Consider the following 17421-nt stretch of genomic DNA (forward strand, 5'->3'; position numbering starts at 1 on the left):
ATTACCTATGAATAAATTCATTTTATCGGAAGAAATTCAAGAGTTTATTACTTCAAATATAGGTGCTGATGTTGCCAAATTAGCATTGCAAAAAAATAAATTTCCAGCTGCGGATTGGACAACAATTCTAAATCAAATTGCAGCAAAGCAAAAAGCAAAAACTAAACTTCCGATATGGTCAAATACATCGAATATTTATTATCCAAGTAAAATTTCCGTTGAGCAAACTTCTTCTGAAAAAACGGCTGAATACAAATCCAAACTAGTTTCAGGTACAAGTTTGATTGATTTGACCGGTGGTTTTGGTGTAGATGCTTACTATTTTTCCATAAGAGTAAATCAGGTTACACATTGCGAAATCAATACCGAATTATCCGAGATTGTTGCACATAACTTTGAACAATTTCAAGTAAAAAATGTTCGATGTCTTGCAGGCGATAGTTCTGAAATTCTAGCCACTTTAAATCAAAAATTTGACTGGATTTACATTGATCCGTCGAGGCGGAATGATGCTAAGGGTAAAGTATTTATGCTCAACGATTGTTTGCCGAACATTCCTGAATTGCTTGATTTTTATTTTAGATTTGCTGATAAAATCATGGTGAAAACGGCTCCTATTTTAGATATTTCTGCCGGATTATCAGAGTTAAAAAATGCAAAAGAAATTCACATTGTTGCTATAGAAAACGAAGTCAAGGAACTGCTTTGGGTTTTAGAAAAAAATTATTCGAAAGAAATCCAAATTACTACTTGCAATTTGGCAAAAGGCATTTCAGAAGAATTTACTTTTAAATATGGAAGTTCGTCGATATCAAATTATAGCTTACCTAAAAAATACTTGTTTGAGCCCAATGCTGCCAATATGAAATCGGGCGGATTTGATGAAATCACATCTCATTTTGAAGTTGAAAAACTCCATCAACACTCGCATCTTTATACCTCAGATAGTTTAATTGATTTTCCAGGAAGAGTTTTTGAAATTGAAAATTGCTTTGAATACAATAAACAAAACATGAAATCGTTTTTGGAAAATAAAAAAGCCAATATCACTACTCGAAATTTTCCAGAAACAGTAGAAAACATTCGCAAAAAATGGAAAATAAAAGATGGCGGAAACACATATTGTTTTTTTACAACTGATGCAAATAATGCTAAAATAGTTTTACTTTGCAGCAAATTAAAATAAACCATGAAGAACCTAGTTTTTACTTTATTTCTGTTATACAATTTAAACGTTTTTGCTCAAAAACCTTGCGAGACAGATACCAATATAACTGATAGTTTGGGTACTTATAAGTTAACGAAACAATTCATCATTTTTGAAAGAAGTTTTGCCGGAAATTCTACTGATATTCTATTTGCTTTATCAAGTAATAATGGCGTTTTAGGTCTCGAAACACAACAATTACAAAGCAGTGCAGGATTCATAAAAGCCAATTGTTTCGACGCCAATTCGAGAATTTTTTTGCAGTTAAACAACGGAAAAATTGTTACTTTATTGTTTGCTGGAAACGAGTCATGTGGCACTTTAATTCGGAATGATAAAAATGAAAACAGCAGAATTTTAAGTGGTTCGTTTGTGTTTTCAAAAGAAAATTTTGAAGACCTTAAAACATCACAAGTTACCTTTATGAGAATTAGATTTTCCGGAGAAACAATTGATTATCCTTTTAAAACAGAGTTTACTGCTGAGTTAGACAAAAAAACCTACCAACCAGAGAATTACTTTATTGAGTATCTAAAATGTGTTGAGAATTAATCTTGGCAATGCCATTTCTGATTAGAAAGTTCGTCTTTATTGCTTCCGTTTAAATTATAATGCCACCATTCTGAATCAAATGATTTGAAATTGTATAGTAGCATCGTTTCTTTTAAAAACTTTCTGTTAGCCAAAATTTCTGGTGAAAGATTTTGATACTTATGACTGGCTTCTTCCCCGAAGAAATCAAATTTGGTTCCCATATCTACTTCCACTCCAACTGAATCAACCAGCGAAATATCGACAGCTCCACCACGATTATGAATTGAACCTTTCTTTGGATTGGCTACAAAATTAGCATCAGGAACAATCTTCCACATCTTTTTCTGGATGGATTTTGGTCGGTAACAGTCGTAGAGTTTTATTCTGAAACCTTTTGTTATAAACGATTTATTTGCTTCTAACAACGCTTTCACGGTTTTAACTCTGAGAAAACATTCATCGCATGGATATACTTTTTCTTTTAAGAAATTATCGGCTGTGGCGTATTTCATGTCAAATACAAAATCCTTGCTATAATTTTTAATATTTACAAAAGCATTGCTATCAACTTCTCTTGTTATATCTAATAAAACAGCTGATTTCTTTGAATCAAGATAACTTGATTTGCAGGAAATTAGTAAGCATGTAATGAATAAAAAAAGTGTCTTTTTCATAATTTAAACTTCATCACTTGTAAACGTAATGAAACTTTTCTTTTTAAATGGTCTGATGATTAATCGTCCTTCGCGGTCAAACCAAATATAATTGTATACCCAGTTGAGGAAAACCACCGCCTTGTTTTTGAAACCAATCAACGAAAAAAGGTGCACAAACATCCACACAAACCAGGCAAAAATACCACTGAAATGATAATGAGGTAAATCAACAACAGCAAGGTTTCTACCAATCGTTGCCATCGAACCTTTGTCATTATATTCGAAAGCTTTCATGGTTTTTTTGTGGATTAACTTTATTAAATTTTCACCTAATAATTTACCTTGCTGAATCGCAGGTTGTGCCATCATCGGATGACCTTTTGGATATTTTTCTATTTCCATCGAACAAATATCGCCAATGGCAAAAATATTTTCATAGCCTTTAACCTGATTGTATTGGTTCACAAGAATTCTATCTGCTTTTTCAACTAAAGATTTAGAATCTAATCCATTTATTTTAGCTCCTTGAACACCGGCTGTCCAAATTACTGTAGCAGAATCAAAAGTTAAGTCGGTACTTGTACTTATTATTCTTCCATCGTAATTTGTTACTCTAACATTTTTCCATATTTTAACTCCTAAATCTAATAGAAATTTTTCAGCTGCTATTGAAGACTTCTCGCTCATTGTATTCAAAATTCTATCACTACTCTGAATCAGATTGATTTGCATTTTATCAATATCTAAGTCAGGATAATCTTTTTGAAGAATCGCTCTTTTCATCTCGGCTAACGCACCAGCTAACTCAACACCTGTGGGTCCGCCACCAACGAGAACAAAATTGATTAAAGCATTGCGTTCCGTTTCATCTTTAATTAAAACGGCTTGTTCAAAATTTTCCAGAATGAGGCTTCTTATATTTAAAGATTGCGGAATGGTTTTCATTGACATCGAATTGCGTTCGATTTCTTTGTTGCCAAAATAATTCGTTTTAGAACCTGTAGCTATTACTAAATAATCATAATGCAGGTCACCTATTTCTGAGATAATCTTTTGGTTTTCGGTATCGATTTCCTTAACAGTTGTCAATCGGAAATAAAAATCTTTATATTCTTGAATAACTTTCCTAATGGGATATGCAATCGAACCTGCTTCTAAACCGCCAGTGGCAACTTGATACAATAATGGTTGAAATGTGTGGTAATTGTGTTTGTCAATAAGTACGACTTGAACATTCTTGTTTCTAAGTTTTTTGGATATTGCAATTCCGGCAAAGCCGCCACCAATAATAACAACACGAGGATTTTTTGAATTTGGAATGTTCATTTTGACATTAATTAATTTTCATCCCGAAAGGCAACATCGCCTTTCCATTTCATGAAGCCACCTTCAAGATTATAGGTTGTTTCAAAACCGATTTGGTTCATAATAGCACAAGCTTGCGCACTTCTACCTCCAGATTTACAATAGACAAAATAGTTTTTGGATTTGTCTAATTCATCTAATTTATACAGAAAACCTTGTCCTTTATAAATATCGTTTAAAATGGCGTTGGGAATAATTCCTTCATTCCATTCGTCTTCAGTTCTAACATCAAGGATAACGGCATTTGGATCATTTTCCAATTTTGATTTCCAGGCTTCTTGTGATAAATCCATAGTTTATTATTTGAAAACAAATATACTTCTTTGTTCATTTAAATGCCATTGATATAAGGTTAAACTTCCTCCTAAATAAAATTAACAAAAAAATAACATAACATTTGTATATACAATAGTAATTGTTTTTTACATTTGTACCTACAAATATTGTACTAACAATTATGAAGATCGAAGAAGTGATAAAATCTACTGTTCCATTAGATGCCGCTAAAAAAGTCATCCTGAACTTTACATACACCCAAAACGTAATTGGAGATAAATTTCATGAAATTTTAAAACCTTATGACATTTCAAGAGAACAATACAATGTGTTGCGAATTTTACGTGGACAAAAAGGTAGCCCAGCTAATATGTGCATCATTCAGGAACGAATGTTAGCCAAAAACAGTAACACTACCCGACTGATTGACAAATTGCTGTTGAAAGATTATGTAACACGTGAAGTTTGTCCTGACAACCGCAGAAAAATTGAAGTGCTTATAACTCAAAAAGGATTGGACATACTTTCAGAACTTGATCCAATTGTAGTGGAACACGAACAACTTTTTGCTAATAATTTAACACAACAAGAATTAGAACAATTGAATACCTTACTAGAAAAATACAGAACATTAAACAATTAATTATAGCTATGAGTAATTTTATTAAAAACGCAAACTGGCGTTATGCCACTAAAAAATTTGATGCAACAAAAAAAGTGTCAAATGAAGATTTAGAAACCCTAAAAGAAGCGATTCGTTTATCAGCTTCATCCTATGGATTACAACCATACAAAGTTTTAATCGTGGATAACCCTGAAATAAGAGCACAATTGCAACCTGCAGCATGGGGACAAGCACAAATTGTAGATGCCTCTCATTTGATAGTATTTGCTAATATTACCAATATCGGAGAAAATGAAATTAATGCTTATTTCAAAGATTTAACCGAAACACGTGGGATTCCTATGGAAGCAGTACAAGGGTATAGTGATTTTATGAAATCAAAAGTTACCGCTCTTCCTTTAGAGGTTAGAAATAGTTGGACATCAAAACAAACGTATTTGGCTTTGGGTAATTTGTTAAACGCTGCCGCAGAATTACATATTGATGTTACTCCAATGGAAGGATTTGAAGCTGAAAAAGTTAATGAAATACTTGGTTTGGATAAACTTGGTCTTAGTGCTTCATTAATAGCGCCTATCGGATATCGTCATGCAGAAGATGACACACAACACTATGCTAAAGTGCGTAAATCAAACGAAGAATTATTTATCAATCTATAATCAATACTTAAAATTAAAAACAATGAAAAACTTAAAAACAATTGCAATTGCATTGCTGGTAGCTTTTAGTTCAACAGTTGCTACTGCCCAAACTAAAAAAATTAATGTAGAAAAAAGTACTATTAATTGGAATGCCAAAAAAGTAACTGGAGAACATTCAGGAACTGTTAACTTTCAAGACGGAAACCTAATTTTTAAAAGCGGAAAACTTGTTGGCGGTAGCTTTACTGTTGACATGACTTCACTAAAAGCTACAGATTTATCAGGTGATTGGAAAACAAAATTAGAAGGGCATTTAAACTCAGAGGATTTCTTTAGTACTGAAAAATTTAAAACTTCAACCTTAGCATTCAAAAAAATCGCTACAAAAGCTAACGGTGTTTATACTATAACAGCTGATTTAACAATCAAAGGAATTACAAATCCTGTAACTTTTGATTTGACAGTAAAAGGAAATGCAGCTTCAACTGTCGTGAAAATAGACAGAACAAAATACGATATCAAATATGGCTCAAAAAGCTTCTTTGACAGTATTGGAGACAAAGCTATCAATGACGATTTCGACTTAACTGTTAACCTACAGTTCTAAAAAGGGAACAATTGCTATGAAAAACCTCGTCTCGTTTTTTAGAACGAGAGAGGTTTTTTTTTATTTTTTGCTTGGAAATTAAAAACACATTCCTATATTTGTTCAACAAAAAAACAAAATGAAGAACATATTAAATAATACTTGGTGGTGGAACAGTTTACGTCAGTCGTCGTGAAATAGTCCATTATTGGTATCATTTATCCAAATAATATAAAGGCTTGTCATTCACGACAGGTCTTTTTTCATTTTAATACTTTCATTATGCAACAGTTTCAATTACATACGCAGCACAAACAAATTCTAGCTGACACGATTACGCCGGTAAGTATTTATCTCAAAATCAGAGATAAATTTCCCAATAGTATTTTGCTCGAAAGCAGCGACTATCATACTGCAGATAACAGTTTTTCCTATATCTGTTGCAATCCAATCGCATCGATAAAGATTGAAAACAATAGTATAATAAGTTCATATCCTGATGGAACTTCTGAAAAAATTGGCATTTCCACTGCCGTGAATGTTCCAAAGGTGATTGAAGAGTTTGCCTCCAAATTCACACCTCAAAAAAACAACTTCAAGTTCATTAATAACGGTTTATTTGGCTATATCAACTACGATGTTGTGCAATATTTCGAAAAAATAAGCATTCAAAAAAGACCAGATAATTTAGCAATTCCCGATTTGTATTATGCGGTTTACCAAAACATTATCGCCATAAATCATTTCAAAAATGAAGCGTATATCTTTTGCCACAGCATTGACAATACCAGTAATATTAAGGAAATTGAACAACTCTTACAAACCAAAACCTTCGCGAGTTACCGTTTTGCCAAAGAAGGGAATTCGCTTTCCAATCTAACGGACGCCGAATTTAAATCAAATGTGGCTTTAGCCAAAAAACATTGTCATCGTGGTGATGTGTTCCAACTAGTTTTATCTCGAAGATTTTCACAGGCTTTTAAAGGTGATGAATTCAATGTGTATCGTGCTTTGCGAAACATCAACCCTTCACCCTATTTATTCTTTTTTGATTATGGAAACTTTAAGATATTTGGGTCTTCGCCCGAAGCACAACTCGTAATCTCAAATAAGCATGCCGAAATTCATCCAATTGCCGGAACTTTTAAACGAACAGGAAACGACGAACAAGACGCCGAATTAGCTAAAAAATTATCCGAAGACGCCAAAGAAAACAGCGAGCACGTGATGTTGGTTGATTTAGCACGAAACGATTTAAGCCGAAATTGTACCGAAGTGAAAGTCGAGAAATACAAAGAAGTACAATTCTTTTCTCATGTCATTCATTTGGTATCCAAAGTCACCGGAAAACTAAACGGAAGTTCAATGAAGTTGGTTGCCAATACGTTTCCGGCCGGAACATTAAGCGGTGCACCAAAACACAAAGCCATGCAACTCATCGAAGAGATCGAAAACACCAACCGGACATTTTATGGTGGCGCCATTGGTTTCATGGATTTTGATGGCAATTTTAATCACGCGATTATGATTCGGACGTTCCTTTCCAAAAATCACCAACTGCATTATCAGGCTGGTGCCGGAATCGTAGAAAGTTCTTCGGAAGAAAATGAAATGCAGGAAGTTTATAACAAATTAGGAGCTTTAAATAAAGCACTCGAATTAGCAGAAACAATATAATTATGAAGAAGATAGCCGTTATCGACAACTATGATAGTTTTACCTACAACCTCGTTCATTATCTTGAAGATTTGAACACACAAGTAACCGTCTTAAGAAACGACGAATTTGAATTGGAAGAATTACAAGCTTTCGACAAAATACTCCTTTCGCCAGGTCCGGGAATTCCGGATGAAGCTGGTTTGCTCAAAGCTGTGATTTCCAAATATGCCGAAAGTAAAAGCATTCTTGGTGTATGCTTAGGTCAACAAGCTATCGGAGAAGTTTTTGGCGGAAGCCTAATCAACCTAGATAAAGTATATCATGGTGTGGCGACAAAAGTAACTCAATCTGTTATTGACGAAAGTCTTTATAATGGTCTGCCAAACGAATTTGAAGTTGGGCGTTATCATTCGTGGGTAGTTGCCGTTGCTAATTTTCCAACTGTTTTAGAAATTACTTCTACAGATGCAAACGGACAAATCATGTCTTTACGCCACAAAAAATTAGACGTTAAAGGCGTACAATTTCATCCTGAAAGCGTTTTGACACCATTTGGGAAACAAATTTTAGAAAACTGGGTAAACTCATGAAAACAATTTTAAACAGATTAATAAATCACGAAACACTGTCCAAAACCGAAGCCAAAGAAGTATTGGTTAACATTTCTTCCGCACACTACAACCCGAGTCAAATAGTTTCCTTTCTGACGGTATATATGATGCGAAACATCACTATTGAAGAACTTTCCGGTTTTCGGGAAGCGCTTTTGGAGCTTTGCATTCCGGTCGATTTTTCAGCTTACAACACTATCGATTTGTGTGGTACAGGCGGCGATGGAAAAGATACATTTAACATTTCAACTTTAGCATCTTTCGTGGTTGCCGGAAGTGGCATTCATGTTGCAAAGCATGGAAACTATGGCGTTTCATCGGTTTCAGGTTCAAGCAATGTGATGGAAACTCTGGGAGTAAAATTCAGTAATAATAAAGATTTTTTAGCCAAATGTATGGGCGAAGCCAACATTGCCATACTTCACGCACCTTTGTTTCATCCGGCAATGAAAAACGTTGGACCAATCCGGAAAGAACTAGGGATTAAAACCTTTTTCAATATGCTGGGTCCGATGGTAAATCCATCTTTTCCTAAAAACCAACTGGTTGGCGTTTTTAGCTTGGAATTGGCTCGAATGTATGCCTATTTATACCAAAACACGAATGTGAATTACACGATTCTACATGCATTGGATGGTTATGATGAGATTTCTTTAACCGCTGATGCCAAAATGATTACAAAAAACTCTGAAAGTATTGTAAATGCTGAGGATTATCAATTATCAAAATTATACTTTGAAGATATAAAAGGAGGGGAAACCATAGAAGAATCGGCTAATATTTTCATGAATATCATTTCAGGAAACGGAACTGAAGCACAACAAAATGTGGTTTGTGCTAATGCCGCTTTGGCAATTTCAACCGTTGAAAATTCGAATATAATTGATTCTTTTGCAAAAGCCAGAGAGAGTTTGCAATCAGGAAACGCTTTAAAAAAATTACAAAAACTACAACAAATCAGCCAAAAAGCATGAGTATATTAGATCAAATAATCGCCAGTAAAAAGAAAGAAATCGATTTAAAGAAGAGCATAGTTTCGGTTGCCCAATTAGAAAACTCAGATTTATTCAACAAAAAAACTAAGTCTTTGAGTAAGTCAATTATAAATTCACCATTTGGAATTATTGCCGAACACAAACGTCGTTCGCCTTCGAAAGCCACGATTAACAATAGTTTTTCTGTAGAAGAAGTTGTAAAAGGTTATGAAAATGCAGGCGCTTCCGGGATTTCGGTTTTAACCGACATGCAGTATTTTGGTGGTTCGTTAGAAGATTTGCTTTTAGCACGAGCTTCTGTTCAGATTCCGTTATTACGAAAAGAATTCATTGTTGATGAATATCAGTTGTTAGAAGCCAAATCCTTTGGTGCTGATGCTATACTGTTGATTGCAGCTGTTTTATCGAAACAGGAAATCAAACAACTATCTGAGTTTGCACAGTCTTTAGCATTAGAGGTTTTACTGGAAGTCCACAATCAGGAAGAACTGGAAAAAAGCATTATGCCAAGCCTTGATTTGATTGGTGTGAACAATCGAAACCTCAAAACATTTGAAGTGAGTTTGCAGAACAGTATTGATTTAATAAATCATATTCCAAATGATTTTGTAAAGATTTCTGAAAGCGGAATAACTACAACTAATGACATAAAACTATTGAGAAGCAACGGATTTCAAGGCTTTTTGATTGGGGAAAACTTTATGAAAACCGATAATCCAGGGAAAAGTCTGGAGCAATTTATCAATCAATTAAAAGGATAATGGTAATCAAAATCAAAATATGCGGTATGAAATATCCAGCAAACATCAATGAAATAGCTTCATTGCAACCTGATTATTTGGGTTTCATTTTCTATGAAAAGTCGCCACGTAATTTTGAAAATACAATTCCAAATATTCATAAATCAATTCATAAAGTTGGTGTTTTTGTCAATGCTTCTTTAGAAGAAATTGAAGAAAAAGTTTCAAAACACCAATTGGATTTTGTTCAGTTACATGGCGATGAAAGTCCGGAATTCTGTCATTTGCTACAGCAAAATAAATTTAAAGTAATTAAAGCATTTAGTATTGATAACCAATTTAATTTTAATACTTTAAATAATTATAATACTTATTCTGATTACTTTCTTTTTGATACTAAAGGAACCAATTATGGTGGCAACGGAATAACTTTCGATTGGTCAGTTTTAGAAAAATATCATTTAGATAAACCTTATTTTTTAAGTGGTGGAATCGGCATAGAAAATATAGATGAAGTAAAATCGTTTCTAGAAAAAGATTATTCCAAAAACTGCATCGCTATTGACTGCAACAGTAAATTGGAAATTTCACCCGGACTTAAATCAACAGAAAAAACAAAACAGCTTATAAACGCTTTTAAAGAATAAACTATGAAAACGAGTTACAATGTAGACGAAAACGGATTTTATGGCGAATTTGGCGGCGCATTCATCCCAGAAATGCTCTATCCAAATGTCGAAGAATTACGACAACAGTATTTATCAATAACCGCAGAACCTTCTTTTCAGGACGAATTTCATGCGCTTTTAAAAGAATATGTTGGCAGACCAACGCCATTATACTTTGCAAAACGGTTGTCAGAACAATTTAAAACTAAAATCTATTTAAAAAGGGAAGATTTGTGTCATACCGGCGCACATAAAATCAACAATACGATTGGGCAAATATTATTAGCTAAAAGATTAGGTAAAACCAGAATTATAGCCGAAACCGGCGCAGGTCAGCATGGTGTTGCAACCGCAACCGTTTGTGCACTAATGGGCTTACAATGCATCGTATACATGGGTGAAATTGATATTGAACGCCAAGCACCAAATGTAGCCCGAATGAAAATGCTGGGCGCAGAAGTTCGACCGGCAACTTCTGGTTCCAAAACGCTAAAAGACGCAACTAATGAGGCTATTCGTGATTGGATCAATAATCCGGTTGATACATTTTACATTATTGGTTCCGTAGTTGGACCTCATCCTTATCCAGATATGGTGGCGCGGTTTCAAAGTGTTATTTCAGAAGAAATTCAGAAGCAGCTTTTAGAACATGAAAATAAAGAAAACCCCGATTATGTAATCGCCTGTGTTGGTGGCGGAAGCAATGCTGCCGGAGCTTTTTATCATTTCTTAGATAATGAAAATGTAAAACTTATTGCAGTTGAAGCTGCCGGAAAAGGCGTTGATTCAGGTGAAAGTGCAGCCACTTCAATACTAGGGAAAATAGGTGTTATTCACGGTAGCAAAACCCTTTTGATGCAGACCACAGACGGACAAATCACGGAACCCTACTCTATTTCTGCTGGTTTGGATTATCCCGGCGTTGGTCCGATGCACTCGCATTTGTTTCAAACAAAAAGAGCAGAATTTATTGCCATTACTGACGACGATGCTATGAAAGCCGGAATTGCATTGGCGAAAACAGAAGGTATCATTCCGGCGATAGAAACTTCACATGCATTGGCAGTTTTACATCAGAAGAAATTCAAGCCTGAAGATGTTGTTGTGATTAATTTATCCGGTCGTGGCGATAAAGATTTAAATACCTATATTAACTATTTCAACTTATAAAAATGAATAGAATACAAAACAAATTAGCAGAAAATAAAAAAATACTATCTATTTATTTTTCAGCAGGTTTTCCTAACTTAAACGATACTAAAAGTTTAATAGTAAATTTAGCCAAAAACAAGGTTGACATGATTGAAATCGGGCTGCCGTTTAGCGATCCATTAGCGGATGGGCCAACCATACAAGCAAGCTCTACACAAGCTTTGAAAAACGGAATGACCACCGATATTCTGTTTGAACAGATCATCGATATTCGGAAAACAGTAGAAATTCCACTAATAATCATGGGGTATTTTAACCCTGTGTTGCAATTTGGCATAGAAAACTTTTTGAAAAAATGTCAAGAAACTAATATAGATGGTTTGATTATTCCGGATTTACCCTTAGAAATTTATCTTTCAGAATACAAACAACTCTTTGAAAGCTATGGAATTGCTATGATTTTCTTAATTACACCACAAACTACTGAAGAAAGAATCCGGCTGATTGATGCGAATTCCAATTCCTTTATTTATATGGTCAGTAGTTCAAGTGTAACGGGGAGCAGAGATAGTTTTGACGAAAATCAATTAGCATATTTCGAAAGAATTGCTACAATGAATTTAAAAAACCCTCAAATAATTGGCTTCGGAATTAGTAACAAAACTACTTTTCAGCAAGCCACAAAACATCAAAAAGGCGCTATCATCGGCAGTAGTTTTATTAACTTTATTGCAGATAATCCAATTTCGGGCATTTCATCTTTTATCCAAAATTTACTTTAGAAAGACAAATTTATAATATTGATATTTAGCCATATAAACATTTACTATAGTATTTATCTATGATTCCTTTTTTGTTAATTTAGTGTTAAAAAACAATTAAACAAACGTTTAATTTAAACACTTGTTTAATTTTGTCTTCCGATTTAATCACAAACAAATCATGACTGAATTTAATGAGAAACAATTAGAGATTCTTCAGGTAGCCGAACAGCTATTTGCCGAAGAAGGTTTTGATGGGACATCAATTAGAGATATTGCCAAAAAAGCCAATATCAATATTGCCATGATATCCTATTATTTTGGCTCTAAAGAAAAAATGCTGGAGGCTTTGGTACTCAACAGGATTTCAGACATGCGCCTGCAACTGGAAAGTCTCTATAATGAAAACATCCCACCTTTCGCGAAGGTTGACAAAATGGTCGAGCTTTATATCAACCGTATCAACAAAAACCGATGCATTTATCAAATTCTGCATTTTGAGTTTTCTACCAAAAAAAGAGAACTAAATTTTGATGGTTTTAATGAAATGAAGAAAAACAATTTAGAGACATTCAAAAACATAATTAAAGAAGGACAGGATTCAGGTGAATTCCAACAAGACATTAATGTTGACCTGCTTCCTCCCATTATTATGGGAACGTATTTCCAATTTCATATGAACAAGCCGTTTTATCTTGAAATACTTGATTTGAAAACTGAAGAAGAATATCAAAATTATATAGCTACCACACTGACACAACACATTCAAACAACCATAAAAGCACATTTAGTATATGCAAATTAATAAAACACTTCTTCTCATCTTTCTGCTTTTGGTTTTTACCAAAAATCAGGCACAAGACACGAGCGTTAACGAACTGGCGCAGCAAAAAAAGCTGCTTACTTTAAAAGAGGCTGTCCAAATGGCTGTCACCAATAGTGATGCTGCATCTTTAGCCAAAGCCAAAGTAGAAACTTCTAAACTTGAATTAGACGTTATCAAAAACAATCGATATCCGAGTGTAAAAGCTTCAGGACAATATTTGAGATTATCAAGCGCTCATGTTGATTCAAATATTCAAACAAATACTAGCGGTTCCGGTTCTTCTGCTCCTTTAAAAATTGATCAATTGATGTTGGGACAAGTAAATGCAACCATGCCTGTTTTTAATGGATTTAAGCTAAAGAACAGCATCAACGAATCTAAAAGTATGTACAAAGCAGAAACCTTCTCTGAAAAGCATTCAAAAGAGCAAATTGGTTTGGAAGTAGTTGAATTGTTTGCCAATCTTTACAAAGCACAGCAAATGGTCAATTTAATTCAGGACAATTTGAAATCGGCTGACCAACGTGTAAAAGACTTCACGGCTATGGAAGAAAATGGTTTGATTGCCCGAAATGATTTGCTAAAAGCGCAACTGCAACAATCGAACGTGCAATTATCTTTGGATAATGCTAAGAAAAATACAGCCATTGCCAATTACAAATTAATCACTTTACTAAAATTACCTGAAAACACTCAAGTTGACATCGACATAGAAGCCGTAAAAAGAGATATGGCAAGCAATCAGGGAAATACCGAACAAGGCGAACGAAACGATTTAAAATCATTAGAGCTCAAAAAACAAGCCGCCGAAAGTGGAATTAAAATCGCCAAAGCAAATTATTATCCTTCATTAAATTTAACCGGCGGGTATATTGCTTTCGATTTGAATAATGTACTGACTGTTACTAATGCGATGAATTTTGGCGTTGGTGTATCTTATGATTTGTCCAGTATCTTCAAAAACAGTAAAAACGTAAAACTGGCACAAAGCAAAACCAAGGAAACAGAAATTGCTTTATCGCTGATGACTGATCAAATAAAAGAAGAAGTCTTTCAGGCAACTGAAAATTACAATCTTTCGTTGAAACAAAGTTTGGTTTATGAAAAAGCCGTAACGCAAGCCACCGAAAATTACCGAATTGTAAAAGACAAATACGACAACAGTCTGGTAGACACTAATGATTTACTCGAAGCTGATTTTCAACAATTACAATCCAAAATAAATCAAGCTCTTTCAAAAGCAGACGTGGCTCAAAAGTATTACGAATTGCAATTTGCTTCAGGAAAACTAAACTCATCTTTAAACATCTCTCAAAAATAAAATATTCAGAACCATGGAAAATACAACAAAAACAAATAAAAAGTTCCGTTTGATATTCATCATATTGTTAGCTTTTGGTTTGACTTATGGCGGTTACAAATACATTCACTCTTTGTCACACGAAACCACTGATGACGCTCAAGTGGCAAAAAAAATGAACCCAATAATCCCAAGAGTTTCTGGCTACATTACCAAAGTCTTGGTTAAGGATAACAACATAGTAAAAAAAGGCGACACCCTTTTTGTGATTGACCACAACGACTATATTGTTAAAGTCGAGGAAGCTAAAGCTAATTTGGCTTCGGCCGAAAACAGTTTCGAAGTAGCTAAAGCCGATATCGGAACTTCGCAAGCTGGTGTTTCCGTTTCTGATGCCAATGTGCAATCTGCCAATGGTTCGATTGAAACGGCTAAAATCAGATTGCGAAGAGCTTCAGCCGACTTTGACCGTTACAACAATTTGTACAAAAATCATTCGATAACAAAACAACAATTCGAACAAGCAGAAGCTGCTAAACAAGAAGCACAAAGCCAGTTACAAATTTTAATTGACCAACAAAAAGCCTCTGCTTTTCAAAGAAACGTAGCTTCAGCCAGAACAAACGTAAGCAACAAACAAGTTCAGGTTGCTGCTGCCAATATCAAAAAAGCACAAGCAAGTTTAGATGCAGCTAATTTGAATTTGGGTTATACCGTTGTGACGGCTTCTATTGACGGACAAGTTTCAACGGTTGACATTCAACCAGGTCAATTAGTTCAAGCTGGACAATCGTTGTTTTATATCGTTAACAACAATGAAACCTGGGTTATTGCCAATTTCAAGGAAACACAATTAGATAAAATGCGAGCAGGTCAAAAAGTAAAACTAAAAATCGACGCATTCCCTGGTGCTGAATTTGAAGGTGAAGTCACTTCATTTTCTCCGGCTACCGGTTCTAAATTCTCCCTTTTGCCTCCAGATAATGCAAGCGGAAACTTTGTAAAAACCGTGCAAAGACTTCCGGTTAGAATAAACTTTACCAAAAACAACCCAAAAGACAAACTACAATTACTACGTTCCGGAATGAATGCTGATGTTGATGTAATTTTGAAGTAAACTCATAACTTATAACTCATAATTCATAACTATTTAAAATGGCTAAAGCACCAGTAGTTCAAGACGATTTAGTAGAATATGGTTTTCGAAGAACAATAATTACCATTACGGCAGTGCTTTGTGCGTTGCTAGAAATTGTAGATACGACTATTGTAAACGTTGCGCTTAATAATATGCGTGGAAGTCTTGGTGCAACATTAACCGATGTGGCTTGGGTAATCACTGCTTATGCAATTGCTAATGTTATTGTAATACCAATGACAAGTTGGTTATCGCAACAATTTGGACGTAGAAATTACTTTGCCGCTTCAATTATCATATTTACCGTGGCTTCATTCATGTGTGGGAATGCCGATAATATATGGGAATTAGTAGCTTTCCGATTTATACAAGGTTTAGGTGGTGGAGCACTTTTAGTAACAGCACAAACCATTATCACCGAAAGTTATCCTGTCGAAAAACGCGGAATGGCACAAGCTATCTATGGCATGGGAGTTATTGTTGGTCCAACACTAGGTCCGCCATTAGGTGGTTATATTGTCGATCATTTTTCATGGCCTTATATTTTCTACATCAATGTACCTATCGGAGTTGTAGCAACACTATTGACTTTATCTTTTGTCAGAAGCCCAAAATATGGAGAAAGGCTAAAAGTCAATCAGGTCGATTGGTTGGGAATTGGCTTATTAGCTGCTTTTATTGGTTCGCTACAATACATTTTAGAACACGGGCAACAAGACGATTGGTTTAATGATACCTGGATTGTCAGACTGGCCATAATTAGTTTCTTAGGCTTGTTCTTTTTCATTTGGCGCGAACTCAATTATAAATACCCAATTGTAAATCTCGGAGTTCTCAAAGACCGTAACCTTCGCGTTGGGGTTGTAATGAGCTTTATCATGGGATTTGGTTTATACGGAACCACATTTATTGTTCCAATTTACACCCAATCTATTTTGGGATGGACTGCAACTGATGCTGGTTTACTTCTAGTTCCAAGTTCTATTACGGTAGCCATACTGATGCCATTTATTGGTAAAATGATACAAAAAGGCATACCTCAAACCTATTTAGTGGCACTTGGATTCATGATGTTCTTTATTTTTACCTATTGGATGCACGATATCATGACGACCGATACCGGAACGGAACACATGTTTTGGCCGTTAATCGTACGCGGAATTGGTTTAGGATTTCTATTTGTACCAATAACTACCTTATCCCTTTCAGGCTTAAAAGGAAAGAGCATTGGCGAAGGTGCAGCTTTTACCGGAATGATGCGACAGCTTGGTGGCTCATTCGGAATTGCAATTATTACAACATTAATCGCTCGTTTTGGACAAGAGCATAGAGTAAATCTAATTGCACATTTAGACCCAACAAGAGTGGCTGTTCAGGACAGATTACATGCTTTACAAAGAGGATTTATGTCTAAAGGATTTAGTCCGGAAGTAGCTTTGCAAAAAGCCTATAAAGTCTTAGATTTTGGTATTACCAAACAAAGCTCAGTCCTGTCATACATGGATATTTTCCTTTATCTAGGCTTACTTTTTCTATTTTGCATTCCGTTTATTCTATTGATAAAAAAAGGGAAAACCAAAGTAGACATAAGCGAAGCCATACACTAATTAACTAATTTGCAAGTTATTAACAATTTGCCTGTTTTTTAAAAACTATTTCCTAAATTTGATCATATACAGTC

The 17421-nt window shown here is 34.7% G+C and carries 19 protein-coding genes; 16 read left to right on the forward strand and 3 right to left on the reverse strand.

Going from position 1 to position 17421, the window contains the following annotated elements:
• Positions 1-7: 7 nt before the first annotated feature.
• Complete coding sequence (locus QWY90_RS08395) at positions 8-1186, forward strand: class I SAM-dependent methyltransferase (protein ID WP_290285422.1); 1179 nt, start codon at positions 8-10, stop codon at positions 1184-1186.
• Between the two features lie 3 nt (positions 1187-1189).
• Positions 1190-1759, forward strand: coding sequence for a hypothetical protein (locus QWY90_RS08400; protein ID WP_290285423.1), 570 nt, complete (start codon positions 1190-1192; stop codon positions 1757-1759).
• Here the strand turns inward: QWY90_RS08400 and QWY90_RS08405 are convergent.
• The 3 genes from QWY90_RS08405 to QWY90_RS08415 are packed head-to-tail and all read right to left on the reverse strand — an operon-like array spanning position 1756 to position 4055.
• Positions 1756-2415, reverse strand: coding sequence for a M15 family metallopeptidase (locus tag QWY90_RS08405; RefSeq protein WP_379691226.1), 660 nt, complete (start codon positions 2413-2415; stop codon positions 1756-1758). The genes QWY90_RS08400 and QWY90_RS08405 overlap by 4 nt on opposite strands.
• A 3-nt stretch (positions 2416-2418) precedes the next feature.
• Positions 2419-3723, reverse strand: a complete 1305-nt coding sequence (locus QWY90_RS08410; RefSeq protein ID WP_290285425.1) for an NAD(P)/FAD-dependent oxidoreductase — start codon at positions 3721-3723, stop codon at positions 2419-2421.
• An 11-nt stretch (positions 3724-3734) separates the two neighbouring features.
• Positions 3735-4055, reverse strand: coding sequence for a rhodanese-like domain-containing protein (locus QWY90_RS08415; RefSeq protein WP_290285426.1), 321 nt, complete (start codon positions 4053-4055; stop codon positions 3735-3737).
• A 164-nt stretch (positions 4056-4219) separates the two neighbouring features.
• On the opposite strand from QWY90_RS08415, the gene QWY90_RS08420 reads away from it, so the two are divergent.
• The 14 genes from QWY90_RS08420 (at position 4220) to QWY90_RS08485 (ending at position 17347) form a co-directional block, all read left to right on the forward strand.
• Positions 4220-4681 carry a MarR family winged helix-turn-helix transcriptional regulator gene (locus QWY90_RS08420; RefSeq protein ID WP_290285427.1) on the forward strand — a complete coding sequence of 154 codons (462 nt, stop codon included), beginning with the start codon at positions 4220-4222 and terminating at the stop codon, positions 4679-4681.
• Between the two features lie 8 nt (positions 4682-4689).
• Positions 4690-5322, forward strand: a complete 633-nt coding sequence (locus QWY90_RS08425) for an NAD(P)H-dependent oxidoreductase (RefSeq protein WP_290285428.1) — start codon at positions 4690-4692, stop codon at positions 5320-5322.
• A 22-nt stretch (positions 5323-5344) separates the two neighbouring features.
• Positions 5345-5911: a YceI family protein gene (locus QWY90_RS08430; RefSeq protein ID WP_290285429.1), complete on the forward strand. Its 567-nt coding sequence runs from the start codon at positions 5345-5347 to the stop codon at positions 5909-5911.
• A 261-nt stretch (positions 5912-6172) separates the two neighbouring features.
• Positions 6173-7567: an anthranilate synthase component I family protein gene (locus QWY90_RS08435; RefSeq protein WP_290285431.1), complete on the forward strand. Its 1395-nt coding sequence runs from the start codon at positions 6173-6175 to the stop codon at positions 7565-7567.
• 2 nt (positions 7568-7569) lie between these two features.
• Positions 7570-8139 carry an anthranilate synthase component II gene (locus QWY90_RS08440; RefSeq protein WP_290285432.1) on the forward strand — a complete coding sequence of 190 codons (570 nt, stop codon included), beginning with the start codon at positions 7570-7572 and terminating at the stop codon, positions 8137-8139.
• Positions 8136-9134 (forward strand): anthranilate phosphoribosyltransferase, encoded by a 999-nt coding sequence (trpD, locus tag QWY90_RS08445; RefSeq protein WP_290285433.1) that lies wholly within the window; start codon positions 8136-8138, stop codon positions 9132-9134. The genes QWY90_RS08440 and trpD overlap by 4 nt, the downstream gene beginning before the upstream one ends.
• Positions 9131-9916, forward strand: coding sequence for an indole-3-glycerol phosphate synthase TrpC (gene trpC, locus QWY90_RS08450; protein ID WP_290285434.1), 786 nt, complete (start codon positions 9131-9133; stop codon positions 9914-9916). The genes trpD and trpC overlap by 4 nt, the downstream gene beginning before the upstream one ends.
• A complete protein-coding gene (locus tag QWY90_RS08455) occupies positions 9916-10542 on the forward strand; it encodes a phosphoribosylanthranilate isomerase (RefSeq protein WP_500683688.1) in 627 nt (208 codons plus the stop codon). Before trpC ends, QWY90_RS08455 begins: the two co-directional genes overlap by 1 nt.
• 3 nt (positions 10543-10545) lie before the next feature.
• A complete protein-coding gene (gene trpB / locus QWY90_RS08460) occupies positions 10546-11733 on the forward strand; it encodes a tryptophan synthase subunit beta (protein ID WP_290285437.1) in 1188 nt (395 codons plus the stop codon).
• A 2-nt stretch (positions 11734-11735) separates the two neighbouring features.
• Positions 11736-12497, forward strand: coding sequence for a tryptophan synthase subunit alpha (gene trpA / locus QWY90_RS08465; protein WP_290285439.1), 762 nt, complete (start codon positions 11736-11738; stop codon positions 12495-12497).
• A 160-nt stretch (positions 12498-12657) separates the two neighbouring features.
• Positions 12658-13281 carry a TetR/AcrR family transcriptional regulator gene (locus QWY90_RS08470; RefSeq protein WP_290285440.1) on the forward strand — a complete coding sequence of 208 codons (624 nt, stop codon included), beginning with the start codon at positions 12658-12660 and terminating at the stop codon, positions 13279-13281.
• The gene (locus tag QWY90_RS08475) at positions 13271-14623 is read left to right on the forward strand and encodes a TolC family protein (protein ID WP_290285441.1); all 1353 of its coding nucleotides are present in this window, start codon (positions 13271-13273) and stop codon (positions 14621-14623) included. The genes QWY90_RS08470 and QWY90_RS08475 overlap by 11 nt, the downstream gene beginning before the upstream one ends.
• A gap of 13 nt (positions 14624-14636) precedes the next feature.
• A complete protein-coding gene (locus QWY90_RS08480) occupies positions 14637-15719 on the forward strand; it encodes an HlyD family secretion protein (RefSeq protein ID WP_290285442.1) in 1083 nt (360 codons plus the stop codon).
• A gap of 38 nt (positions 15720-15757) precedes the next feature.
• Entirely contained in the window at positions 15758-17347 is a 1590-nt protein-coding gene (locus QWY90_RS08485; protein ID WP_290285443.1) for an MDR family MFS transporter, read from the forward strand.
• Positions 17348-17421 lie beyond the last annotated feature (74 nt).

The sequence above is a fragment of the Flavobacterium paronense genome (assembly GCF_030409795.1).
GTDB lineage: Bacteria > Bacteroidota > Bacteroidia > Flavobacteriales > Flavobacteriaceae > Flavobacterium > Flavobacterium paronense.

Excerpts from the sequence above, each read along its gene's own strand:
- QWY90_RS08395 (WP_290285422.1), top strand. The coding sequence starts at position 8 with ATGAATAAATTCATTTTATCGGAAGAAATTCAAGAGTTTATTACTTCA.
- QWY90_RS08400 (WP_290285423.1), top strand. The coding sequence starts at position 1,190 with ATGAAGAACCTAGTTTTTACTTTATTTCTGTTATACAATTTAAACGTT.
- QWY90_RS08405 (WP_379691226.1), bottom strand. The coding sequence starts at position 2,415 with ATGAAAAAGACACTTTTTTTATTCATTACATGCTTACTAATTTCCTGC.
- QWY90_RS08410 (WP_290285425.1), bottom strand. The coding sequence starts at position 3,723 with ATGAACATTCCAAATTCAAAAAATCCTCGTGTTGTTATTATTGGTGGC.
- QWY90_RS08415 (WP_290285426.1), bottom strand. The coding sequence starts at position 4,055 with ATGGATTTATCACAAGAAGCCTGGAAATCAAAATTGGAAAATGATCCA.
- QWY90_RS08420 (WP_290285427.1), top strand. The coding sequence starts at position 4,220 with ATGAAGATCGAAGAAGTGATAAAATCTACTGTTCCATTAGATGCCGCT.
- QWY90_RS08425 (WP_290285428.1), top strand. The coding sequence starts at position 4,690 with ATGAGTAATTTTATTAAAAACGCAAACTGGCGTTATGCCACTAAAAAA.
- QWY90_RS08430 (WP_290285429.1), top strand. The coding sequence starts at position 5,345 with ATGAAAAACTTAAAAACAATTGCAATTGCATTGCTGGTAGCTTTTAGT.
- QWY90_RS08435 (WP_290285431.1), top strand. The coding sequence starts at position 6,173 with ATGCAACAGTTTCAATTACATACGCAGCACAAACAAATTCTAGCTGAC.
- QWY90_RS08440 (WP_290285432.1), top strand. The coding sequence starts at position 7,570 with ATGAAGAAGATAGCCGTTATCGACAACTATGATAGTTTTACCTACAAC.
- trpD (WP_290285433.1), top strand. The coding sequence starts at position 8,136 with ATGAAAACAATTTTAAACAGATTAATAAATCACGAAACACTGTCCAAA.
- trpC (WP_290285434.1), top strand. The coding sequence starts at position 9,131 with ATGAGTATATTAGATCAAATAATCGCCAGTAAAAAGAAAGAAATCGAT.
- QWY90_RS08455 (WP_500683688.1), top strand. The coding sequence starts at position 9,916 with ATGGTAATCAAAATCAAAATATGCGGTATGAAATATCCAGCAAACATC.
- trpB (WP_290285437.1), top strand. The coding sequence starts at position 10,546 with ATGAAAACGAGTTACAATGTAGACGAAAACGGATTTTATGGCGAATTT.
- trpA (WP_290285439.1), top strand. The coding sequence starts at position 11,736 with ATGAATAGAATACAAAACAAATTAGCAGAAAATAAAAAAATACTATCT.
- QWY90_RS08470 (WP_290285440.1), top strand. The coding sequence starts at position 12,658 with ATGACTGAATTTAATGAGAAACAATTAGAGATTCTTCAGGTAGCCGAA.
- QWY90_RS08475 (WP_290285441.1), top strand. The coding sequence starts at position 13,271 with ATGCAAATTAATAAAACACTTCTTCTCATCTTTCTGCTTTTGGTTTTT.
- QWY90_RS08480 (WP_290285442.1), top strand. The coding sequence starts at position 14,637 with ATGGAAAATACAACAAAAACAAATAAAAAGTTCCGTTTGATATTCATC.
- QWY90_RS08485 (WP_290285443.1), top strand. The coding sequence starts at position 15,758 with ATGGCTAAAGCACCAGTAGTTCAAGACGATTTAGTAGAATATGGTTTT.